Origin of the sequence: Haloglycomyces albus DSM 45210 (genome assembly GCF_000527155.1) — a bacterium.
Classification (GTDB): domain Bacteria; phylum Actinomycetota; class Actinomycetes; order Mycobacteriales; family Micromonosporaceae; genus Haloglycomyces; species Haloglycomyces albus.
Map to the genome: position 1 here is coordinate 3,456,718 of NZ_AZUQ01000001.1, position 21,854 is coordinate 3,478,571.

Here is a 21,854-nt window from a genome sequence, read left to right on the forward strand (position 1 = left end):
GTGGCAGCGGCCGGGTCGGGGGGACCGTCGCGGTGGGGGGTGGAGGCGTAATTCGCAGGCACGAACGTGTCGTCGCTTTGTATCGGCGCGAAACCCGATCCCGGCTGTGGCTGTTGCGGGGGCGTTCCGCTGTCCATTGGAGGCCCAGGCTGCGGTGACGGGGGCCGTTGTGCGAAGGGGTCGTCCTCCGCCGCACCTTGAGGTGGCGGAGCCAAGTGTCCGAAACCTTCATCGTCATCTGCTCGCAAATGTGCGAACCCTTCCGGATCCGGATCCGACCCCCGCTGAGCGGGCATGACGGTGGTGGGCTGACCGGGATTCGGCTCCGGAGGCGCGGGGGCGGCGAAGGCATTCGGTTCTGGACTGATGGAAGGAGCCGGTGCGGGGGCGGCAAAACCGCCAGCCTCCGGTTTTGCCTCCAACTCCCCTACCTTGCTGTAATCCGGGGCGGGCGCGGAACCCAATACTCCGCGTTCTTCCAGTTCGGCCAATTGCCGTGCGACACGATCGAGGTAAACATCGACCTGCCACTCGTCATATCCCCCGAATCGAACCCGAAATACTACGTCGTCGACTTCATTGGCAGTGACCGGCGAGTTGCCGACAGGCTCTCCCGCGAGAGTTGCTTCCACACGGTCAAGGAAGTCGTCCACTTCATCGACCTTGTATCCCCGACTCAGCGCTCGCCTCCGAAAACGATCACCTTGACTAGCCACTGTATGAGTCACCTTCCCTAATTGGCCGCGTCTTGACGTTGATCTTGCTCCACAGCAGCGGCCAACTGCCCGCAAGCGCCATCAATTTCCTGGCCACGTGTATCACGCACCGTAGTCGGTACGCCACCGGCACGTAGTCGCGCCACGAATTCGTCTTGAACTGGGGCGGGAGAGGCATCCCATTTACTTCCCGGGGTGGGGTTAAGTGGTATCAGATTAACATGCGCCAACTTACCCGCTAGCTTGCGCGCCAACAGATCTGCCCGCCACGGTTGATCGTTCATATCCCGAATCATGGCGTACTCGATCGATACCCGACGTTTGGTCTTAGCCGCATAATCCCAGGCCGCTTCCAAAACCTCGGAAACCTTCCAGCGATTGTTGATCGGTACCAGCTCATCGCGCAGCTCGTCGTCGGGAGCGTGTAGCGAGATCGCCAGAGTCACCGGCAGGTCTTCCTCGGCCAATTTACGGATCGCGGGAACCAATCCCACCGTCGAAACGGTAACGTGACGCGCGGAAAGCCCGATTCCCTCCGGATTCGGAGCGGTGATGATGCGCAAGGCCTTCTTCAATCGCGCCCAGTTGGCAAGTGGCTCTCCCATACCCATAAATACAATATGACTGAGCCTGCCAAGTCCGCGTTCCTCGGAGATCTTGGCGGCATGGACGACTTGGTCGACGATCTCGGCCGTCGACAGGTTACGTGTCAGTCCAGCCTGTCCGGTCGCGCAGAAGGGGCAGGCCATTCCGCACCCGGCCTGAGAGGAAATACATGCGGTTACCCGATCCGGGTACGACATGATAACGCTTTCCACCAGGGCATTGTCGTACAGTCGCCACGCCGCCTTCACCGTCTCCCCGTTATCGCAGGAATCTACTTTCACCGGGGCCAGTAGCTGTGGCAGCAATGCCTCACCGATGGAGTCACGGGCGTCGGCCGGCAGGTCGGTCATGGAGATCGCGTCGGTCACATGCCGCGCGTAATATTGCCGCCGGATTTGTTTAGCGCGGAACGCCGGTTGTCCCATATCCGTCAGGATCTGCTGGCAATCGGTCAGGCTGAGGTCGGCGAGATGCCGGGGCGGCTTGGTGCGCTGCCTCGGTTCGCTCAAGGTTAGTGCTACAGACATGTCGTGATCCAGTCTCGCATGAAATAGGTGGGTATTGCCAATCGCATCAGGTGCCCGTTCAAGTACCGACTACCGGCTGTTCGGTCCTTCTCACTAGGCAGAAGTCACAGATTATACCGACTCTGAGACGATATGACCTTCATCGTCACTCGACCGAATGCGACGCTAAACAACTCGGTCGTGTCACGGCTTATTCGGATTATTGCAGTTCTGTCATCCCAGCAGGTAAGCAAACCAGAGGTACCCGACCGGCGCCGCCATGACAATCGAGTCAAGTCGATCCATAAGCCCTCCGTGACCTGGAATCAAATGACTCATATCCTTGATATTGAGGTCCCGTTTAAGGACGGATATCGCTAGATCGCCCAGCGTAGCAGCCAAGGCGACCGAGGCCCCGAACGCCAGGCCCAAATAGAACGGGAACTCGAATATGAAATGGCACGCCAGGCCTCCCCCCAGAGCCGCGGCCAAGACGGAACCGCCGAGTCCTTCCCAGGACTTCTTCGGGCTGATCGACGGAGTCATGGGGTGGTTGCCGACCAGTACTCCAGCGGTGTATCCGCCGGTATCCGACAGGACGACCATCAGCAGCAAGATCAACACCTGCAGAGGTCCGTTCTCTCCCGAAGTGGCCAAAAGGAGGATGAACCCCGCGAGGAACGGGACTTGAATCAGAGTCTGCACGGAGGAGGCGACGTCAGTGCGATATCTGCTGGCGCCCTCGGCCAACCGCCAGACCAGGATTCCCGCGACCGCCAATGCGGTGCCCAAGGCCAGGCCCGTTCCGCCACCGAACCATGCCATGGCGGCAATGAACGGGCCGCATGCCGTCACCGGCCAAATCGGAACCCGTCGGCCCGCTCTGTTCATCGCGGTGGAGACTTCCCAGCAGGCCAATGCCAATGCGACGGATCCCAGACCGAAGAATATGATCGACTGCCAGAGAAGAGCGAAAACGACAACGGCCCCCAAACCGACCCCGACCCCGATCGCGATGGGCAGGTTACGGCCCGGAGACGGGGAAGCGGGTTCGGTGGAGTCCTCTGTCGGGGTGTCGTTCGACGGGTTCATTAGAATTCAAGCAGCTCGTTTTCTTTGGACTGCATAAGCTCGTCAATCTGAGTGACGTAACCGGAGGTCAGATCATCCAGCTCCTTTTCGGCGCTGTGACCTTCATCCTCTGAAACGTCCGAGTCCTTAACCAGCTTGCTGATTTCTTCCTTCGCCTTACGGCGAACGTTGCGAATGGCGATTTTAGCGTCTTCGCCCTTCGTCTTAGCACGCTTGACCATATCCCGGCGACGCTCTTCGGTCATGGGCGGCAGGTTCAGACGCAGTTGCGTCCCTTCATTCGCCGGATTCAGCCCCAAATCGGAATTGCGTATCGCACGCTCGATGTCGCCCATCTGGGAACTGTCGAACGGCTTGACAATAACCATGCGCGGTTCCGGAATTCCAATGGAAGCCAGCTGAGTCAACGGTGTAGGAGCACCGTAATAATCCACCGTCACCCGGTTGAACATCGCCGATGAAGCGCGCCCCGTGCGGATCGCGGCGAACTCTTCTCGGGCATGACTCATCGAGCCGTCCATCTTCGACTCCGCTTCAAGCAAAATCTCGTCAATCACAGCTTACTCACATTCTGTTCGGAAAATCTCATCATATCGACTTCAATTGTCGTCGCATAGGTGGTCGGGACGAGCATGGCGTCCCGGAATCCCGTCGAGTCGACGCCGGTCGGTCATGGTTCCGCGACCGAACCGGACACACGGTACGAACTCGTCAGGCGTGAATAAGCGTACCCAGTCGTTCGCCGGTGATGGCACGGCACAGGTTGTCGTCTCCGTCCGCACCGAACACCAACATGGGCAAGGCGTTGTCCTTACAGAGGCTGAAGGCCGTCTGGTCCACAACGGCGAGTTCATCCTTCAACGCCTGGTCATAGGTCACATCGTCAATCTTTTCCGCGGTCGGATCCACCCGAGGATCGGCCGTGTACACCGCGTCGACACCGTTTTTGCTCATCAGCACGATATCGGCTCCGACCTCCAGAGCTCGTTGCGCGGCCACGGTGTCGGTCGAGAAATAAGGCAGACCGGCACCCGCGCCGAATATGACCACGCGCCCCTTTTCCATGTGTCGGATTGCGCGTCGGGGAATATAGGCTTCCGCGACTTGGGCCATCGAAATCGCCGTTTGCACCCGCGTGTCTATGCCTTCCTTCTCCAGGAAGTCCTGTAGAGCCAGACAGTTCATGACCGTGCCCAACATGCCCATGTAATCGGCCCGAGTTCGTTCCATACCACGTTTCTGCAGTTCGGCCCCGCGGAAGAAGTTTCCGCCTCCGATCACTACCGATACCTGTACGCCCTGTGAAGCCGCGTTGGCCACCTGACCGGCAATTCTCTGCACGACATCGGGGTCAACCCCTACAGCGCCTCCCCCAAAGGCCTCTCCCGACAATTTCAATACGACACGGCGGTAGTTGTCATAGCTCATACCGGCTTCCTCACTCCAGTCAGTCACGGACGCGGATTGCATGTATACGCCAGGGAAGCTACCATCACTTCCCGGCAATAGTCTTCGACTGCATTAATCCACATGAGAAGGCCGGTGTTACGAGTGTGGGGCGACGGTCGTGACCGCCGCCCCACACTCCACCCGATCCACATCCCATGAGGAGATGCTTTGGGGGTGCTGAAAGGTTAAATTATTGTCCGACCTCGAAGCGGATGAACCCGGTTACGTTCGCACCGGCCTCATCCAATACCTGCTGGACGGTCTTCTTGTTTTCCACGACGGAATTCTGTTCCAACAGCACGAAGTCGCGGTAGAACGCGTTGACCTTGCCTTCGATGATCTTAGGCAGGGCGCGCTCCGGCTTTCCTTCTTCCTTCGCCGCTTCCTCGGCGACACGCTTCTCCGCCTCGACCGTCTCGGCCGGAACCTCGTCGCGAGTGAGGAACTTGGGACGCATAGCGGCGATCTGCATACCCGTCTGACGTGCGGCTTCCTTGTCTCCGGTGTAGGAGATCAGAACACCGACGGCGGGAGGAAGATCGGCGGAACGGCGGTGCATGTAGGCCACGACCTCACCGTCCAGCGAACCGATCTGACCGATTTCGATCTTTTCCCCGATCTTGGCCGACTCGGTCTGAATCGTGTCGGCTACGGTCGATTCGCCCATCTTCGCTTCCAGGAACGCGGCGACGTCGGCGGGCCGTACCTCGTCGGCCAGTTCCACCAGGCTCTGCGCCAGTTCGACGAACGGACCGGCTTTCGCCACAAAATCGGTTTCACAGCGAAGCTCCAGGAGGGTGTTGCCAGATTCGGCAACGAGTCCCTGAGCCGTGGTACGTTCCGCACGCTTACCGACGTCCTTGGCCCCCTTGATACGGAGAGCCTCAACGGCGGCGTCGAAGTCGCCGTCGCTCTCCTCGAGAGCCTTCTTGACGTCCATCATTCCGGCACCGGTGATCTCACGCAGGCGCTTGACATCAGCCATCGTGTAGTTGGCCATGCTTCTCTTTCCTATTTCTCCGCAGCTTCTTCGGTCTTTTCGCCGGAAGGCTCCACGACCTTCTCAGTCTGGGTCGTCTTGTCGGCTTCCAGGAGGTCCTTCTCCCATTCGGCCAAAGGCTCACCGGAGTCCTTACCGGCGTCGGTTTCGGCGCCGGAGGAACGGGCCAGAACACCTTCCGCGATACCGTCGGCGACGATCTTGGTCAACAGCGATACCGAACGGATGGCATCGTCGTTACCCGGGATCGGGTGGTCGACCTCGTCGGGATCGCAGTTCGTGTCCAGAATGGCCACAACCGGAAGGCCGAGCTTGCGGGCCTCGCCCACGGCGATGTGCTCCTTCTTGGTGTCCACGATCCAAACCGCCTGAGGCAGCTTGTCCATGTCGCGCAGACCGCCCAAGGAACGCTCAAGCTTGTCCTTTTCGCGCATGAACTGGAGCATTTCCTTCTTCGTACGCCCCGGAGCACCGTTCGCCTCGATGATTTCGAGTTCCTTCAGACGCATCAAGCGCTTCTTGATCGTCTGGAAGTTGGTGAGCATACCGCCGAGCCACCGGTGGTTGACGTACGGCATGCCGACCCGCTGAGCCTGCTCGGTGATGGCTTCTTGAGCCTGCTTCTTGGTTCCCACGAAGAGGACTTTGCCGCCCTCGGCCACGATGTTCTTCACAAAGTCGTGAGCCTTGACCGCGTAGTCCACGGTCTGACGCAGGTCGACGACGTAAATACCATTACGTTCGGTCAGAATGAAACGCTTCATTTTCGGGTTCCAGCGCCGGGTCTGGTGCCCGAAGTGCACGCCGCTTTCAAGCAGCTGGCGCATAGTAACAACCGCCACGGTTGCTTCCTTTCGTAGTTTTCGGTTTCCTGCGACGGCTCGGTGAACCGTCGCTCCTGGCATCTGAACGCAGCCCACTGCCACTGCTTTGCGGAGGCAGACCTGTAGAGCCGACGCATACGGCCGATCGCCTCGGCCATCACAGATGCGCGAAGTCAACCCGGGCGGAATCCGCCTAGGTCGCTTCCCCCAGTGTACGTGCTGGACATCTGGCTTGACCAGCACGGTCGGACACAGTGACGCCAGACCTAACCGATTGACTGATGAAAGACCATCCCATCTGGGCGGCTCTGTACTCGTACGACTCGCTGAGATCGGCGTGTCGTATTGGGTCAAAGCCGGAATTCCGCTTTTATTTCCACTGTGCAACAGATAATCGAATCGGTTTCACATTATTGTCGTATCGTCTGATTTATTCGCCTTTCAGGCGCAACAATCCTTATCCACAGCTTTATACACAGGCCTGATAATTCCTTGGCTTTACCGATAATGTGTCCGATTCTTTCCCCATGAGACGCACGATTACGTTTTTCATCACAGTGGTTCTAGCGGGGGTCACAGCCATCGCCGCTCTCTTCGGTCAGCCTTCCCAGCATCCGGCCCGAGCCGATGGACCGATCCGCGACCATGACAGCCAGTCCGAAACGGAGCAGACCGTCACATCAGATTGGCTGGCACCGACGACCGAAGGGAATGCGATCACTCGCGATTTCCATCCCCCTCCCCAGCCCTGGCAGCCGGGACATCGAGGCATCGACCTCGCCGTCAGTGCGGGTGCTGTCGTGCGAGCCTCCGGCGACGGAGTGGTGTCGTATTCCGGTCGGGTGGCCGACCGAGGGGTGGTGTCTATTATCCACGACAACGGTTTGCGCACCACCTATGAACCGGTGAACCCGGTGGTGGACGACGGCGAGCGCGTATCGGCGGGCGACGAAGTAGGCCGGGTCACCCCGGGGCACGGTGGTCCCGGTTCCGCGGTGGTGCTGCATTTTGGGGTGCGGTCTGACGAGGAGTATCTCGATCCTCTTGCTTTGTGGGGTCAAGGCTCGGTGCGTCTACTCCCTACCAGGACGGAGGTGGCGGAGTCATGACCAACATGTCGGCGCGGAGTCTGGGGCGTATCGGTGAGCAATTGGCGGTGACGCATTTGCGTCGGGACGGTTTTCATATCGCGGCACGAAATTGGCGGCATGGGACATCGGAGGTGGACGTTATCGCACGTGATCGCACGACTTTGGTGGGTTGTGAGGTGAAAACCCGATCGGAGACGAGCCGATGTCACCCGTTCGACGAACTCACGTCCGCGCAGTTGGAACGGGTGCGTCGTGCGGTGCGTTCCTGGGCAAGGGAACGCGATCTGCCGTATCAAAGGATTCGGATCGATGTGGTTGGGGTGGTCGTTATGCGCAACAACCGTTGCGAGGTCGAACATGTGCATGGGGTGCATCATGGGTTACGGGAAAGTCATGACGGTATGTCTTCTGGGAGCGGAGGGCACTCTGGTCACCGTCGAAACCTCAGTGGTCAAAGCGGCCGCAAATGGGGATTCGGCACGTTTTCTCATGTCGGGGCTGCCCGACAGCGTTGTTTCTCAAAGTCAGACACGGATTCGTTCTGCCATCGCCAACTCGTCTCTGCACCTTCCCGAACAGGTCACCTCGGTCAATTTCGCTCCGGCGTCCGTTCCCACCCGTGGTTCGGCGGTGGATTTGGCCGTGGCGGTGAGCATTCTGACCGCCTCCGACGTCATTCCAGACGGTCCGTTGACCGATTCCGTTCTGCTGGCCGAGTTGGGACTGGACGGCAGCCTGCGGGGCGTTCCGGGGGTGCTTCCGGCACTCTCCGCCGCGCGGGATTCCGGTGTCCGCACCGCGATCGTGTCTCCCGCCAATGCGGCTGAGGCGGCATTGATCGACGGTTTGCGTATCGTCGCGCCGGACACGTTGACCGAGCTCGTTTCATGGCTGCACGGGAAATGCGACCTCCCTCCGCCGTCCCCGGCGGAGGAGGACCGCCGTGATCAGGGCCCTGACCTGTCGGATCTGAGGGGGCAACAACGTGAACGAACGGCCCTGGAACTGGCGGCGGCCGGGGGACATAATCTGTTTCTCATCGGGCCTCCCGGTTCGGGAAAGACGATGTTGGCGGAGCGGTTGCCGGCATTGCTGCCGCCTTTGAGTCGTAGCGAGGCGGTGGAGGTAACGTCCCTGCATTCCTTGCGCGAGGCTCATGACGGCTCCCGCGTGCGGTTGATTCAGCGCCCTCCGTTTCAAGCACCGCATCATTCCAGTACCATGCAGTCGCTTTTGGGCGGCGGCCACCGTGAGATCGGGCCGGGGGCGCTGTCTTTGGCGCACCGTGGGGTGCTGTTTCTCGATGAGGCGCCCGAATGGAAGAGAGAGGTTCTGGACGGCCTGCGTGAACCGTTGGAGAGCGGGGAGGTCGTACTCCATCGAGCACACAATATCGTGCGGTTTCCCGCACGGGCTCTCCTGGTGTTGGCGGCCAATCCGTGTCCCTGCGCGGCGGCACGACCGATGGATTGCACCTGTGCTCCTGGTAAACGCCGACGTTACCTCGCTAAACTGTCGCGGCCGTTGTTGGATCGCATTGATCTTCACTTGGAGGTGCGTCCACCTTCACCAGCGGCCCTTCTGGATGAGCAGCCCACAGCGGAGGCGACCGCCGTGGCGGCTCGCCGGGTGGCCGAGGCACGCGAAGCGGCACGGCACCGATGGTCCACAGCGGGTGAAAGGTGGGCCTGCAACGCCGACGTTCCTCCTTCTCGGTTGCGATCTACCACCTGGCGTCTGCCCGCTTCGGTGACGCGCGAGTTGAATTCGCTCCTCCGCCACGAACGGCTCACGCCACGCGGGTACGACCGTGCCCTGAAACTGGCGTGGACCATCGGTGATTTGGCGGGCAAGGAGCGTCCGCAGGCGGATGATGTGGCCACTGCCTGTGAATATCGGGTGGGAGTGCGAGGTGGGGCTCTGTGAAATTCGATGCTGGACCGCGTGCGGCTCTTATGGTGCTGTCGTCGATCATTGAGCCCGGGGAAGCGGAACTGGATGATTTCCTCGGTGAAGTGGGGCCGGTGGCTGCGGTCGAGGCCATATGGGAGCGTGACTTGCCAGAGCGCTTGCATCACCTGACGTCGGCGGTGGTCGAGCGTATTCGTGATCCCGTCGCACATGCGGACGAATTGCGCAGTGCCGGTGATTCGTGCGGAGCGACGGTGCTGATTCCCACTGACCCACAGTGGCCACAACGGCTACACGAATTGCAGTTGTTGGCTACTGAGGATCAGCCGCATCTGCGGCCGCCACGATGCCTATGGGTGCGAGGTGCGACGAACCTGTCGGCGATCTGTGAACGCTCGATCTCTATTGTCGGTGCCCGAGCGGCCAGCGATTACGGCCGGTTTGTAAGCGATCAGCTGGCCGGAGACCTGGGTGAGGCGGGATGGACGATTGTTTCCGGCGGTGCCTACGGTATCGATCGTGCCGCCCATCTGGGGGCGGTCAGTAGGGAGGCCACCACGGTGGCGGTACTCGCCGGCGGGGTCGACCGACCGTATCCCAGTGGAAATGCACGACTCTTTGAACTGATTGAACAGCGTGGGTCTCTTGTCAGTGAATGGCCTCCTGGCTGCGAACCACGACGTTACCGGTTTCTCATTCGCAACCGAGCGATCGCCGCCCTGTCGGTCGGAACCGTAGTGGTGGAGGCGGCTCCGCGTTCCGGAGCCAAACACACGGCCCGGCTGGCAGCGGAGCTGGACCGAACATTGATGTACACGCCTGGTCCGATCACCTCGATCACGTCGGCGGGCGTGCATCAGTTGGCGCGAGAGTGCTGGGAACCTCGCTTGGTGACATCGGCCGCGGAGGTGATCGCCGATGTATCCGGGTTCATTCCCGAACCGGTGTTTCCGGGGGCCGCCGACAATCGGCCGCTCGACGGCTGGGACCACGACTGTGTACGGATCTATGAAGCCCTGTGCCCCGGTTGGGTGCGCGAAGAAACCGAACTTGCGGCCGAGGTCGGTCTTCCCGTCACTCATGCCCGCGAATGCCTCATGAATCTGGCCGCAGCGGGTTGGGTGGCGGAGGTCAACGGACGGTGGAAGCCGCTGCGAGCGGGTATTCCCCCGCAATGAGGACACACGGCTCGATCGGCGCAACACCGTTGCACGATCAAGCCGTGGTTCCCTTTAAACGGTTTCGGTCACCTTCTTGAGGCCGCGTGGGGCATCGGGATTCTCACCACGTTGCAAGGCAAGGTGCAGTGCGAGCTGCTGCAAGGGGAGAATGTCCAGGAAGGCGGCGAACCGCTCGTCTATTGCCGGGGTGGTCATTCGTGCGGTCTGTCCCGGAAGGTCCTTCGGGCCGACCACGACAATGTCGGCTCGCTGATCTTCCAAGCGCGACAACACATCGTACATGGCGTTCCCACCCGGTCCGGATCCGACTACGGCCAGAACCGGAACACCCGGGTCGGTCATCGCCAAGGGGCCGTGCAGTAGGTCGGCACCCGAGAACGCCAGAGAGGGGAGGTACGACGTTTCCATAAGCTTCAGGGCGGTTTCGCGAGCGGTGGGGTAGGCGTATCCCCGACCGGTGGTCACGAACCGCTCGGCGAAACGGTACCGGCTCGCCAGGTCGGCTGCGGTGCGATCGGCCAGTACGTCTGATGCCAGGGTCGGCAGCTGTGCCAGCAATTCAGAGTCGCTTGAGTCGAGCGCACCGGTCTCGCTTCGCATCCCTTCAAAAAGGAGGAACAGGGCCAATAGCTCGGCCGTATAGGTCTTAGTGGCAGCTACAGCTCGTTCGTGACCTGCGGATACATTGATATGGTATTCAGCGGCGGCGGCCAGTGGCGAATTGGGGTTGTTGGTGACGGCAAGTGTCATCGCCCCCGATTCCCGGGCCGCGTTGAGAACCTTCGTCAAATCCGGTGATCCACCAGACTGGCTCACCGCGACTACCAGGGAGTCCTTCCAATTCGGCTGCGAATCGTACACCGTGACGACGCTGGGGGACGCCAATCCCGCCGGAATGCCAAGGCGGATTTCTGAGAGATAGGCGCCGTACAGTGCGGCGTGGTCGGAGGTACCGCGTGCGGTAAATACAATCGACCGCGGCCGACGTTCCGCGATAGCGGCGGCGACTTCGGCGATGTCGCTCTGGCCGTTGTCAATGAGACCGGCCATCACCTGCGGCTGCTCGGCGATGTCCGCTGCCATTCCCGCGCCGGGCCTGACCTGCGTCGTGTCGTTCACTTTAGCGCTCCTTGCACATCAGCAATCCTCGAGCATCTCAGGTTCACTACCGATTCTCCAATCTTCATTCGCATTCCGTCGTGGAACCGGCGACAAACCCAGTCATCCGTGTACGTCACGTGCATTCGTTCCATCCCGCTCAGATCGGTGGAACAATCAGAATACGTTCATTGTGTGCACACTTTTGCGCGATACTTGAGGTTTTGCATTACAAACTATCATAGTTAGGATAGTTCCCTAAAACTCGTCACGTCCACTCCATCTCGAACAGATCATGGCGATTGTGGCGTGACAAAACACGCATATCGCGAGGGTTCTGCGATAACGGCGTCTCCGGGTTAACCTGGGGCCATCCGGTTTCCCTGTCACGACTCCATTCGAGCGAAATAGGGCCCGGAGACAAGGAGGCGATGTCATCCGCACCGCGACCATGACGAACGGCACTGCGGATCGAATGTCGCAATGTCGAGACGTCACACCTGGAGAGGAATCGCGGACAGATGGCCAAAGCCGCACGTAAACGCAAGGCGCGCAAGAAGAAGAACGCCAACCACGGTCGCCGCCCGAATAGCTGAGCGCCCGAACCCCGCGATATCAACGTGGGGTTCGAGTGAACTGGACGGACCGGGTACCTCAAGGCTGTTGCCCCGACACAGAGTCGGGGTTTATCCTAATCTGGATAAATACTATAAGTAAATATGACGCTCGGCTTCCATCGGCACGTCCGATTGAGGCACACCATTCGCCATCATCCTGTGCGCCGTACGATTACGTTGTTTTTGCTCCATGGTTCCGCTCATACCCGTAGAAGGCACGATCTCGGCCCGACTTCGGGCAGAGTGCAGGCCGTTTGACCGCTTCTGGTCTCACTTCTGCACACCGGTACCATGAATATCCATTGCCCAGGCAATGCAGCAGCACGTTATGGCGCCCGGACGAGGGCCACGCCCACGGAAATGACACATGACCCAGACATCGCATAATCCCGATTCGACTCGTGAACGCATACAACGAACCGCCATAGAACTGTTCAGTGACAACGGCTACGAGCGGACGTCGCTTCGGGAGATCGCCGAACAGCTCGGACTGACGAAGGCGGCTCTCTACTACCATTTTAAAACCAAAGAGGACATCGCGGCGTCCTTCTTCGACTCGTACGCCGCCGACGTGGACGCGATTTGCGAATGGGGAGAGGCTCTGCCCCGGACTCTCGATAATCGGATTGAATTGCTGCGCCGATACGCCGAAGTTGTACGGTCACACGTACCGGTCATGAAATTCATGCAGCACAACCAAGCGGCTCTGACGACTCTGGACAGAGGGTCGGTATTCCGTCAACGCCTCAATCGTCTCCGCGATCTCCTTGTGGAGGACGACGCGCCCCTCCTACATCGACTTCGCGCCTGGGACGCCCTCACCACGCTGTACTCCGCATGGGTCACCTTTCGCGGGCGACGCGAATCGGATGTGGAGCTACGAGACGCCGCATTGGCCATCTCGGAAAGCCTCATAGAAGCGAACGCCAAAAACATCGACCCAACGTCGAAGTAACGCGTCCCGGTACGGATACGGGACTCGAAAGCGAGAACCGTACCGGCGGCCGGCCGGGACGACCGAACACCTGAGGGGACGGGACGATTCCGACGACGTTCAATCGGTCGTCGGTGCGGTCCCACGCGGTGCAGCGCCTTATGTCTCGCTCTGCTCGGAGGCTCGTTCGCGCTCCTCGGTCCAGAGCGAATCACCCACCTTGTCGATGGCGGCGAGCTTCTCCTTCAGACGGTCCTTCACCTCGTCGGGAGCTTTCTCCTGGGAACAGCAACGGTGCACCAGGGTTCGTACTTCCTGTTCGATGCCGTATTCGGACAGGCAGGGAGAGCACTCTTCCAAGTGCTGACGAATGACCGTGCGACGGCTCTCAGAGCACTCGTTGTCCAGGTACAGATAGACCGCCTCAATGACATCGCCGCAGTCCTCCTGGCCGGCTTTCTTCGATTCCTCGCACATCGTTTACTTCTCCTTGGTGTCGTCTGAGCCTTTGGAGGCTCCGTATTGAGCGGCGTAGGAGCTCAATTGTTCACGTAGCTGTCGCCGACCACGGTGCAGGCGCGACATGACCGTCCCGATCGGCGTACCCATGATGTCGGCGATCTCTTTGTAGGAAAACCCCTCCACATCGGCAAGGTAGACGACGATTCGGAAGTCCTCGCCGAGTTCCTGCAGCGCATCCTTGACATCGGAGTCGGGGAGACGGTCGAGCGCCTCCACCTCGGCCGAGCGCAGTCCCTTGGACGAATGGGATTCGGCGTCCGCCAATTGCCAGTCGGCGATCTCCTCGGTCGGAGACGTCAAAGGTTGACGCTTCTTCTTCCGATAGGAGTTGATATAAGTATTGGTCAGAATCCGATACATCCACGCCTTGAGGTTGGTTCCCTCTTTGAACTGGTGAAATTTAGCGTACGCCTTGAGATAGGTTTCCTGCACCAGGTCTTCGGCGTCGGCGGGATTTCGAGTCATGCGCAGCCCCGCGCCGTACAGTTGATCCAACAACGGCATCGCTTCGCGCTCGAAACGCGCTCGCTGCTGTTCGATGGTCTCTGAAGTCGTGCTAGGCGTCACCGGCTCCTCTTTCCTCGGGGATGCCTTCGAGCCTACGACGCTATTGACTGTCACGTTGCCAAGTTTAGACTCTCCGTCCGTGGCCTCCACAGAACCGTCGTTCTGAACCGGGGCCTTCGCCTTGGCCACCGATGGGGTGTCGATCGTCATCGTCATACCTTAAACCTCCCGAAGTCGTACCCGAACAACACCGAATACGACCCGAATATTTCCCGTATGACAAGAGCCACAGGGGCGAAGTCATCGCAACTTTGACGTCGATCGATTGTGTGGCACCGCATAGCGCATCGGTCGTAACCGGCCGTGACATTCCACAGTTAGACGAAGTGTTCGGTGGAGGTTGACGGCAACGCAAAAAGCGACTAGTTTGCATGTCAACCTTGCTGGATTGATCCGACGACTCCGTGGTGGAGCCGTCCGCACAGTCGTGTCGGCATCGGCCCGGTTCGCTGCCGTACCGTTCTCCGTGGCGGTCGGAAGGCGACCGGGACGCTTTCGAGGAACGACTGTGTACGTCGCCCGCTTCAGGGCGGCAAGGGTCAGTCTCGCAAGACGGCTACAGCAAAAACACACTACCGAACGATGCGCCTCACGGTGGTGCCACGAGATCGGATGATGCGTTGACGAAGCACGCCTCCCCATCCGGCCTCGGCACCACCGGGGTGACGCATCACGGCGGTTGACACCATCACGCCACTCGGTCGCCCACGCGCGGTTCCCACGATGTCCGATATGCCGAGCACAGGCGACCATACGGCCGCCGTCCTCCGCCCCGGACGGACAATCGGTTCGACGACTACAGCCCCGGCAAGGTATCCGAATCGGATTTCTCGGCAACTTTCCGTCCGGCCACATCGGTGTCGGAACCGACGTCCACAGCGACCCGTTCCACAAGTTCGGGACCGTTATTACGCACCGCACCCACCGAACGAGAAACCGGGTACACCTCCAGACTCGCCACATCGTCCGCTGCGGGACCACGGAGGAGGTCGTCGGTGGAGGCCGAACCTTCACCCAGCCACTCCGCGATTCGGCCGGTAGGCAGCACATAAGACATTCTCGGATGGATATCCGCCATACGCGACGATCCGGCCGGACACGTAACGATCGTAAAGCTCCAGGTCACACCCGCGTCACTCCCCTTGGGCTTCCACCGTTCCCACAGCCCGGCGAGCGCGATTGGGGTATCGGGCCCGAATGTGAAGAAATACGGCTGTTTCTTGGCCCCGGGTACGGCCTGCCATTCGTACCAGCCGGATACCGGGACGACAGCTCGGCGGACCGAGAAGGGTTTGCGGTAGGCGCGTGACGTGGACACCGTCTCGATTCGGGCGTTGATCATGCGGGTCGCCATCGAGCTGTCCTTCGACCACGAGGGAATGAGACCGAAGTGCGCCATGCGGAGAATTCGGGACGTTTCCCGGTCTTCCTCGCCGTCGGCAGCGGTGTCGCGGACGATGATCGGCGCGGATTGGGTCGGAGCGACGTTGTAGCTGCCGTTCCATTCGGTATCGGTCTCGTCGGCGGCGTCGAACACTCGGGCCATGTCGGGAGCCGACATGGAATTCACATATCTTCCGCACATGGCTCATATTTTAGAAGGACAGTGTGACATCCATTGCATGTCGACGGTAAGTTCAGGGTGTCCACCGGCAGTATGGAGCCCACAGCGTCGGTGGACGCTTCTCATGAACCAGGATGTCCCGAATCCGACCGCGTGCGGCACCGCCGTTTTCCAGTAAAGTGGGTGGCATGTCGGTTACCACCAAGCCCGAACGGCGTAGCTGGAACGCACCGCACAGGTCCGGTCGTCTGCACGCCGCCGTCAGTATTCCCGGATCGAAGTCGCAAACCGCTCGGGCCTTGGTTCTCTCTGCCTTGGCCGATGCCCCGTCCACGATCGTCAATCCCCTCGAATCTCGCGACAGTCTGCTCATGGTGGAGGGTCTGCGGTCTCTCGGGGCTCAGATCGATACGGGTGATCCCACCCGCTGGCACGTACAGCCGGCCCCACAGCCGCGATTGCGGGCCGACACCTCCGCTGAGATCGACTGCGGGCTCTCGGGGACCGTCCTGCGTTTTCTCCCTCCGGTCGCGGCGCTGAGCAGTGGAGACGTTCATTTCGACGGCGACGCGTACACCTACCGGCGCCCGAACGACGGGGTCCTGCGGGGCTTGCAGCAGCTCGGCGTCACCGTTACAGGTGGAGAAAAGGGTACGTTGCCGTTCACCGTCGGCGGTATCGGGACGGTCAAGGGCGGGGAGGCCACCATCGACGCGTCGGCGTCATCACAATTCATCACCGCGCTGCTCTTGGCCGCGCCCCGTTTTGAGCAGGGCATCGATCTGCGCCATGACGGACCCGACGTTCCCAGCCGACCGTACTTGGAAATGGCCGTGGCGATGCTGCGTCAGGGTGGTGTCGAGGTGGACAATCCGGAACCGAATCGCTGGCGTGTGCGTCCCGGACCCATTCGCGGACGGGAATGGGTCATCGAGCCGGACTTGCAAAACGCCGCTCCGTTCATCTTGGCGCCCTTGGCCGTCGGCGGACAGGTCACCGTACGCGACTGGCCGATTGAGACTACACAGTCCGGCGACCACGTACGTGAGATCATCACGCGTCTCGGCGGACGTTGGGAATGGTCCAAGGGCGGTCTGACCGTGATCGCCGAACCGACCAAGCACAACATTTCCATGGATTTGTCCGACTGTTCCGAACTGGTTCCCTGCTTGGCAGCCTTGGCTGCCGTCACGAAAGGGCAGATGGAGATTCGCGGAGTCGAACACATTCGCGGCCACGAGACGGATCGTCTGTCCGCGCTCGCGCGGGAATTGACCCGTCTGGGCGCGACGGTGGACGAACATCGTGACGGCCTCACTGTTTTCCCGGGTGTTCCTACTGCCAGTATCTTCGATACCTACGATGATCATCGGATGGCTCATGCCGGGGCTCTGGCCGGTTTGGCGGTTGGCGGTGTGGAATTGAGCGATGTCGCCTGTACGTCGAAGACGTGGCCCCGGTTTCCACAGGTTTGGGAGGAATTTGTGACCAGCGAGGAGAACGATTAATCGTGGTGTACAGAGGTCGAGACTGGGATGAAGACGACGTCCGCATCCGTCCCCCGAAGAAGTCCCGACCTCGAACCAAGATTCGTCCCAAACACAAGAACGCTCGGACGGCGTTCGTGGTGGGTGTCGATCGGGGCCGGTATCGATGTCTGCTCGACGACGTCCCGATCACGGCCATGAAGGCGCGCGAGCTCGGGCGGCAGTCGGTCGTGGTCGGCGATCGGGTCGATGTGGTCGGCGATCTCAGTGGGAAGAAGGACACGTTGGCGCGGATTGTCCGGGTCAAGGATCGCCATGGGGTGTTGCGACGCAGCGCCGACGACGACAGTTCACACGAGCGGGTCGCCGTCGCCAACGTCGACCAGTTGGTGATGGTCGCGTCTGTTACCGACCCGCCGTTCAGCTCCGGTTTTGTAGATCGTTGCCTGGTGGCCGCGATGGAGGCCAGGATCTCCCCGATTCTGTGCTGCACGAAGATCGACCTCGACGACGGCCAATTCGATTCCATTCGCTCCTACTTCACCGGCACGGATTTGACCATCGTCGCGGTATCGCCTGACAGTGACCTCGCTCAGTTCAGAGAGCTGTTGGCGGATAAAGAGAACGTCTTCTTCGGGCACTCGGGTGTCGGTAAGTCCACCCTGGTGAACCGCTTGATTCCCGACGCCGATCGTACGGTCGGGGATGTTCGCGCCATCGGGAAGGGAAGTCATACCTCCACCAGTGCGGTCGCTTTCGAGCTTCCGGGCGGAGGGTGGGTGGTCGACACCCCGGGAGTCCGTTCGTTCGGCTTGGCCCACGTTACGGTAGATTCGCTGTTGGACGCCTTTCCGGAACTCGCAGAGGCTGCTCAGGAATGTCCCAAGGGTTGCACTCATACCGAGGGACGTGACGATTGTGTTCTCAACGAGATCTTCAACGACGATGATCCCCGCCGGGCTCGGTTGGAGTCCTTCCGACGCATGATCCAGTCGCTACATGACAGTCGCAGGGACTACGAGCGATAAGGCGACCACTCCCGTTCACCGCACGATTCATGCCTTCACCCACGTATAACGCTAGGAGAAACGTGACCGACTCTTCGTACAACGACGATTTGCGGCTTGCTCTTTCGATGGCCGACGCGGCCGACAGGATCGGCATGGAGCGGTTCCGCAGTAACGAACTCAAAATCGATCAAAAGCCCGATATGACGCATGTGACCGAGGCGGACTTGGCGGTAGAGCGCACCATTCGCGACACCCTGGCCGTCAAACGCCCCGATGACGGTGTGTACGGAGAGGAGTTCGGCGACGCTCCAGGGGAGTCCGGGCGCCGCTGGGTCCTCGATCCCATCGATGGAACCGCCAACTATGTACGCGGAAATCCCGTGTGGGGCAGCTTGATCGCCTTGTTCGACGGGGACGAGCCCGTCGTCGGAGTCGCCAGCGCTCCGGCCCTAGGTCGCCGTTGGTGGGCGGCACAGGGCGCGGGAGCGTGGGCTGGACCGACCGCTGGCCACGGCGGCGCGGTCGAGCGTCTGGAGGTGTCTCAGGTTAAAGAGCTATCGGATTCCTTCGTATCAATATCCTCTTTGTCCAGTTGGAAGCGATACGACAAGGTCGACGCGATCGTGGAGCTGTTGGACGACGCGTGGCGGGAGCGCGCTTATGGCGACTTCTACCACTACGCGCTTGTCGCCGAGGGCTCGGTTGACGTGGCGTGTGAACCGTCCGTAGAACTGTGGGACCTGGCTCCCATGGCCGTCATCGTCGAAGAGGCGGGAGGCCGGTTTACCGATTTGAAGGGCAACCGTGGTCCGGCCGGGGGAACCTCGCTCGCCACCAACGGCCGCCTCCATGACGACATACTGCGTCGAGTCGGACTTTAAACGTGCCGCAGGAAGGGAAGACTATCGTGGACGATTGGGCCTCGATACGGTCGGAGGGCGTCGCCTATGAAGACGAGGCGATTCTGATCCTCAACAAACCCGCCGGATGGTCGGTCATGGGTGAACGCCACGCGATCGACTTGGTGCGCCTGGCCGAACAGGCGGGAGAGACCCTGCATCCGGTACACCGTATCGACAAGGTGACGTCCGGAGCCGTTCTGTTCGCCAAGAGCATGGACGTCCACGGCGGCCTGACCCGGCAGTTCAACAAACGGACGGTCGACAAGGACTATCTCGCCATTGTGGACTCCGATGCGATTGCCGACTCGGGCCGCATTGACCTGCCGCTGTCGGTGGGACGAAAGAATCGCGTACGCATCGCCGCCGAACGGTCCGACATCGTCGCGGCCGACGGAGTCTGGTCGGTACCGTCCGGTCAGATCTTCGACCACGTCAAAACCTATCCGTCCGTCACCGAGTTCACCACCGTGGAGCGTCGGAACAACCGCGCTCTCCTGCGGCTGCGTCCGTTGACCGGACGTAGACACCAGATCCGCGTCCACCTCGCCTGGATCGGTTTCGCCATCGTCGGCGATCCGCTCTTCAAAAGGAACGCGCCCGAACGAACCGGGCTTCACTCGGCGCGATTGGCTTTCGACGCCGACTGGTTGGGACGGCGGCTGGACGTCACGGCACCACCGGGGAACGACTTCTGGGACCTTCTTCCCGGAGTCGACCCGACGGTCGTGGACCGCTGAGTCCACGGTTAAGGAAGCCCTTCAGACGCCGACGACACCGTTCTCCCATGCCCACGCGGCCACTTCGACCCGATTGCGTACCGACAGCTTGGTACGGATCGAGTCAAGGTGGGTTTTAACGGTTGACAGAGACAGGTACAGTTCGGCCGCGATCTCATTGTTCGTGCGGCCCCGAGCGACCTTCTCCATGACGTCCAGTTCGCGTTCGGTCAGTCCCGCGTCCCTCCAACGTCCGCTGCGCCGTGGTTGTGTCATGTGTTCCAGCAGTCGCACCGTTATCGACGGAGACACCAGGGATTGGCCGTCAGCGGCGGCACGTACCGCTTCCAGCAAGAGATTGGGGCCGGAATCCTTGAGCAAGAACCCCGAGGCCCCGTTACGCAGCGCCTCGTACACGTATTCGTCGGTGTCGTAGGTGGTGATCACGACGATTCCGGGGACCTTCTCCAACGCCCCGTTCGTCAACAGACGAGTCGCCGCCAATCCGTCCTGCTTGGGCATTCGAATGTCCATCAGGACGACATCGGGTTCGAGGCGACGTGCCAGCGCGACGGCTTCGACCCCGTCCGACGCCTCACCGACGACGTCCATATCGTCCTGCGAATTGATGACCATGGTGAAGCCCGCGCGCACCAAGGCCTGGTCGTCGGCGATTACGACTGAAATCGGCATTACGAATTCTTTCCATCTCTATACGAATACGTCACAAGGCCACCGTTCCTTTGTCCTCACCGGACAACGACCGGCCTTCGTTCACATCGTCGGGAAGGAAAGCGGACACCTCCCAACCCGGCGAGTCGGATCGCGGGCCCCATCGCAGGCGACCGCCATAGCTTTCCACCCGCTCGTTCAAACCAAGCAATCCCACACCGCTGGGAGCGAATCGACCGGAGGAACGCCCCGTACCGTTGTCGCGAACCGAAACCTCCACTCCCCGATCAGCTTTCGACACCGTGACACGTACGCCGGTCGCCTCGGGAGCGTGTTTGCCGATATTGGTCAGCGATTCACGTACCACCCGGAAAACGGTGGCCTCAATGTCGGGAGGCAAGGCGGGAATCTGCGGGGAAATGAAAACCGAGCTGTCCACCGTAGAGGCAGTCCACTGTTCCACCAGAGCCGATACCTGCCCTATTGTCCCGAGCGGCTCCCGACCGATTCCCTCGTCACGGCGCAGCATGGCGACCATCCGCCGCATCGATGCCAATGCCTCCGTCCCCGCTTCCTCGATCTCCCCGAAGGCACGTTCCGCTTCCTCCCGGTCATGAGCGGCAGCGAACCGAGCCGCCTGAGCACGGACGACCATACCGGTGACGTGATGTGCCACGAAATCATGAATCTCGCGCGCCATCTCGGTGCGCTCTTCCTGACGCACGTGCTCCACCGCCTGTTTCCGGGCATTGTCCAATCCACGCAGGTACATCCCCACCGAAATCGACACGGTCGTAGGAAACGCCAACAGTCCGGCGAAGACGAGATAGCCCAATAGTGGAGGATGCGCACGCAACGGAATGATCATAATGGCCAGAACCAGAGCCGCCAACACCGTCCAATCCAACGTGTCTCGGCGTTCCCGCACCAGATGAATGAGCAGCAGACCCAGCAGGAGAAGTTCACCGTACCCGATATAGTTCGCGTACGAGCCCAGCGTCACTTGGCTGAGTACGACGGTCAGTGTGATCGACGCACCCGCCACCACGGCGGTTCGGCGATACACCGAACGCCGAAAACGCGCGAAATAATAGGCACCCGGCATTGCGGGAATCAAAAGCAGCAGCGTAAAGGGAAAATGCTGCGAATACGCACTGGTTTCCAAGAAAGCCAACAAGACCGCGCCGGTGGCGACTCCGTACAGGAGCAGCTTCTCACCGAAGCGCTGAATCCGTCGGTCAGATCGCGATGTCAGCTCCACTCCCCCAGCTTAGCGACGATCCGATTCGCATCGGCCAAAAGAACGATCGCACCGCCGTAGAACCAACCAAGCTACCGAGGTCGACCATCTCGAATTCCGGTCACTCTGGGAGCCATGGACACCATTCT

The 21,854-nt window shown here is 60.6% G+C and carries 21 protein-coding genes and 2 pseudogenes; 10 read left to right on the forward strand and 13 right to left on the reverse strand.

The annotated features are described in order from the left end of the window. Nucleotides 1-446: 446 nt before the first annotated feature. The 7 genes and pseudogenes from HALAL_RS19530 to rpsB form a co-directional block, all read right to left on the reverse strand. Nucleotides 447-716, reverse strand: a pseudogene (locus tag HALAL_RS19530) (DivIVA domain-containing protein); the annotation flags it as partial. Nucleotides 717-733: 17 nt separating this feature from the next. Continuing rightward, nucleotides 734-1,849, reverse strand: a complete 1,116-nt coding sequence (gene rlmN, locus HALAL_RS0115925) for a dual-specificity RNA methyltransferase RlmN (RefSeq protein ID WP_029768167.1) — start codon at nt 1,847-1,849, stop codon at nt 734-736. Nucleotides 1,850-2,062: 213 nt separating this feature from the next. Continuing rightward, nucleotides 2,063-2,920 carry a phosphatidate cytidylyltransferase gene (locus tag HALAL_RS0115930; RefSeq protein WP_025274951.1) on the reverse strand — a complete coding sequence of 286 codons (858 nt, stop codon included), beginning with the start codon at nt 2,918-2,920 and terminating at the stop codon, nt 2,063-2,065. Beyond that, nucleotides 2,920-3,477, reverse strand: a complete 558-nt coding sequence (gene frr, locus HALAL_RS0115935; protein WP_025274952.1) for a ribosome recycling factor — start codon at nt 3,475-3,477, stop codon at nt 2,920-2,922. The genes HALAL_RS0115930 and frr overlap by 1 nt, the downstream gene beginning before the upstream one ends. A 154-nt stretch (nt 3,478-3,631) precedes the next feature. After that, on the reverse strand, nt 3,632-4,348 hold the full coding sequence (gene pyrH / locus HALAL_RS0115940; RefSeq protein ID WP_029768169.1) for a UMP kinase: 717 nt from the start codon (nt 4,346-4,348) through the stop codon (nt 3,632-3,634). Between the two features lie 211 nt (nt 4,349-4,559). After that, the gene (gene tsf / locus HALAL_RS0115945; RefSeq protein ID WP_025274954.1) at nt 4,560-5,369 is read right to left on the reverse strand and encodes a translation elongation factor Ts; all 810 of its coding nucleotides are present in this window, start codon (nt 5,367-5,369) and stop codon (nt 4,560-4,562) included. An 11-nt stretch (nt 5,370-5,380) separates the two neighbouring features. Continuing rightward, nucleotides 5,381-6,211, reverse strand: coding sequence for a 30S ribosomal protein S2 (gene rpsB, locus HALAL_RS0115950; RefSeq protein WP_025274955.1), 831 nt, complete (start codon nt 6,209-6,211; stop codon nt 5,381-5,383). A 509-nt stretch (nt 6,212-6,720) separates the two neighbouring features. Here rpsB and HALAL_RS0115955 point away from each other — a divergent pair. From HALAL_RS0115955 to HALAL_RS0115965, 4 genes and pseudogenes are all read left to right on the forward strand, one after another. Continuing rightward, nucleotides 6,721-7,302 (forward strand): M23 family metallopeptidase, encoded by a 582-nt coding sequence (locus HALAL_RS0115955; protein ID WP_051463017.1) that lies wholly within the window; start codon nt 6,721-6,723, stop codon nt 7,300-7,302. 5 nt (nt 7,303-7,307) lie between these two features. After that, nucleotides 7,308-7,643: pseudogene (locus tag HALAL_RS19535) on the forward strand (YraN family protein); the annotation flags it as partial. A 16-nt stretch (nt 7,644-7,659) separates the two neighbouring features. Further along, nucleotides 7,660-9,210, forward strand: coding sequence for a YifB family Mg chelatase-like AAA ATPase (locus HALAL_RS0115960; protein ID WP_025274957.1), 1,551 nt, complete (start codon nt 7,660-7,662; stop codon nt 9,208-9,210). Further along, nucleotides 9,207-10,373 (forward strand): DNA-processing protein DprA, encoded by a 1,167-nt coding sequence (locus HALAL_RS0115965; protein ID WP_025274958.1) that lies wholly within the window; start codon nt 9,207-9,209, stop codon nt 10,371-10,373. The genes HALAL_RS0115960 and HALAL_RS0115965 overlap by 4 nt, the downstream gene beginning before the upstream one ends. Before the next feature lie 54 nt (nt 10,374-10,427). On the opposite strand, the gene HALAL_RS0115970 is transcribed toward HALAL_RS0115965, so the two are convergent. After that, nucleotides 10,428-11,459 (reverse strand): SIS domain-containing protein, encoded by a 1,032-nt coding sequence (locus HALAL_RS0115970; RefSeq protein ID WP_025274959.1) that lies wholly within the window; start codon nt 11,457-11,459, stop codon nt 10,428-10,430. A gap of 536 nt (nt 11,460-11,995) precedes the next feature. Here HALAL_RS0115970 and HALAL_RS19540 point away from each other — a divergent pair. Together HALAL_RS19540 and HALAL_RS0115975 are read left to right on the forward strand one after the other, a co-directional pair. Next, nucleotides 11,996-12,070 carry a 50S ribosomal protein bL37 gene (locus HALAL_RS19540; protein ID WP_425402664.1) on the forward strand — a complete coding sequence of 25 codons (75 nt, stop codon included), beginning with the start codon at nt 11,996-11,998 and terminating at the stop codon, nt 12,068-12,070. A gap of 388 nt (nt 12,071-12,458) precedes the next feature. Beyond that, nucleotides 12,459-13,046, forward strand: a complete 588-nt coding sequence (locus tag HALAL_RS0115975; protein ID WP_025274960.1) for a TetR/AcrR family transcriptional regulator — start codon at nt 12,459-12,461, stop codon at nt 13,044-13,046. Between the two features lie 138 nt (nt 13,047-13,184). Here HALAL_RS0115975 and rsrA read toward each other — a convergent pair whose 3' ends face one another. The 3 genes from rsrA to HALAL_RS0115995 form a co-directional block, all read right to left on the reverse strand. Continuing rightward, nucleotides 13,185-13,502, reverse strand: a complete 318-nt coding sequence (rsrA, locus tag HALAL_RS0115980; RefSeq protein ID WP_025274961.1) for a mycothiol system anti-sigma-R factor — start codon at nt 13,500-13,502, stop codon at nt 13,185-13,187. A 3-nt stretch (nt 13,503-13,505) separates the two neighbouring features. After that, the gene (locus HALAL_RS0115985; RefSeq protein WP_084472053.1) at nt 13,506-14,270 is read right to left on the reverse strand and encodes a sigma-70 family RNA polymerase sigma factor; all 765 of its coding nucleotides are present in this window, start codon (nt 14,268-14,270) and stop codon (nt 13,506-13,508) included. A gap of 640 nt (nt 14,271-14,910) precedes the next feature. Continuing rightward, nucleotides 14,911-15,699: an SOS response-associated peptidase gene (locus tag HALAL_RS0115995; RefSeq protein WP_025274963.1), complete on the reverse strand. Its 789-nt coding sequence runs from the start codon at nt 15,697-15,699 to the stop codon at nt 14,911-14,913. Nucleotides 15,700-15,866: 167 nt separating this feature from the next. On the opposite strand from HALAL_RS0115995, the gene aroA reads away from it, so the two are divergent. From aroA to HALAL_RS0116015, 4 genes are all read left to right on the forward strand, one after another. Continuing rightward, complete coding sequence (gene aroA / locus HALAL_RS0116000) at nt 15,867-17,186, forward strand: 3-phosphoshikimate 1-carboxyvinyltransferase (protein WP_029768177.1); 1,320 nt, start codon at nt 15,867-15,869, stop codon at nt 17,184-17,186. Nucleotides 17,187-17,188: 2 nt separating this feature from the next. Beyond that, complete coding sequence (gene rsgA, locus HALAL_RS0116005) at nt 17,189-18,193, forward strand: ribosome small subunit-dependent GTPase A (protein WP_025274965.1); 1,005 nt, start codon at nt 17,189-17,191, stop codon at nt 18,191-18,193. Between the two features lie 62 nt (nt 18,194-18,255). Further along, entirely contained in the window at nt 18,256-19,056 is an 801-nt protein-coding gene (gene hisN, locus HALAL_RS0116010) for a histidinol-phosphatase (RefSeq protein ID WP_025274966.1), read from the forward strand. Between the two features lie 26 nt (nt 19,057-19,082). Then, nucleotides 19,083-19,814, forward strand: a complete 732-nt coding sequence (locus tag HALAL_RS0116015; RefSeq protein ID WP_025274967.1) for an RluA family pseudouridine synthase — start codon at nt 19,083-19,085, stop codon at nt 19,812-19,814. 21 nt (nt 19,815-19,835) lie between these two features. On the opposite strand, the gene HALAL_RS0116020 is transcribed toward HALAL_RS0116015, so the two are convergent. Together HALAL_RS0116020 and HALAL_RS0116025 are read right to left on the reverse strand one after the other, a co-directional pair. Continuing rightward, nucleotides 19,836-20,486 carry a response regulator gene (locus tag HALAL_RS0116020; protein WP_025274968.1) on the reverse strand — a complete coding sequence of 217 codons (651 nt, stop codon included), beginning with the start codon at nt 20,484-20,486 and terminating at the stop codon, nt 19,836-19,838. A 31-nt stretch (nt 20,487-20,517) separates the two neighbouring features. Continuing rightward, nucleotides 20,518-21,726 carry a sensor histidine kinase gene (locus tag HALAL_RS0116025; RefSeq protein WP_025274969.1) on the reverse strand — a complete coding sequence of 403 codons (1,209 nt, stop codon included), beginning with the start codon at nt 21,724-21,726 and terminating at the stop codon, nt 20,518-20,520. Between the last annotated feature and the right edge of the window lie 128 nt (nt 21,727-21,854).

Excerpts from the sequence above, each read along its gene's own strand:
- rlmN (WP_029768167.1), bottom strand. The coding sequence starts at position 1,849 with ATGTCTGTAGCACTAACCTTGAGCGAACCGAGGCAGCGCACCAAGCCG.
- HALAL_RS0115975 (WP_025274960.1), top strand. The coding sequence starts at position 12,459 with ATGACCCAGACATCGCATAATCCCGATTCGACTCGTGAACGCATACAA.
- HALAL_RS0115970 (WP_025274959.1), bottom strand. The coding sequence starts at position 11,459 with ATGGCAGCGGACATCGCCGAGCAGCCGCAGGTGATGGCCGGTCTCATT.
- HALAL_RS0115960 (WP_025274957.1), top strand. The coding sequence starts at position 7,660 with ATGGGTTACGGGAAAGTCATGACGGTATGTCTTCTGGGAGCGGAGGGC.
- aroA (WP_029768177.1), top strand. The coding sequence starts at position 15,867 with ATGTCGGTTACCACCAAGCCCGAACGGCGTAGCTGGAACGCACCGCAC.
- HALAL_RS0115995 (WP_025274963.1), bottom strand. The coding sequence starts at position 15,699 with ATGTGCGGAAGATATGTGAATTCCATGTCGGCTCCCGACATGGCCCGA.
- tsf (WP_025274954.1), bottom strand. The coding sequence starts at position 5,369 with ATGGCCAACTACACGATGGCTGATGTCAAGCGCCTGCGTGAGATCACC.
- HALAL_RS0115985 (WP_084472053.1), bottom strand. The coding sequence starts at position 14,270 with ATGACGATGACGATCGACACCCCATCGGTGGCCAAGGCGAAGGCCCCG.
- HALAL_RS0116020 (WP_025274968.1), bottom strand. The coding sequence starts at position 20,486 with ATGCCGATTTCAGTCGTAATCGCCGACGACCAGGCCTTGGTGCGCGCG.
- HALAL_RS0115930 (WP_025274951.1), bottom strand. The coding sequence starts at position 2,920 with ATGAACCCGTCGAACGACACCCCGACAGAGGACTCCACCGAACCCGCT.
- rsrA (WP_025274961.1), bottom strand. The coding sequence starts at position 13,502 with ATGTGCGAGGAATCGAAGAAAGCCGGCCAGGAGGACTGCGGCGATGTC.
- pyrH (WP_029768169.1), bottom strand. The coding sequence starts at position 4,348 with ATGAGCTATGACAACTACCGCCGTGTCGTATTGAAATTGTCGGGAGAG.
- HALAL_RS0115955 (WP_051463017.1), top strand. The coding sequence starts at position 6,721 with ATGAGACGCACGATTACGTTTTTCATCACAGTGGTTCTAGCGGGGGTC.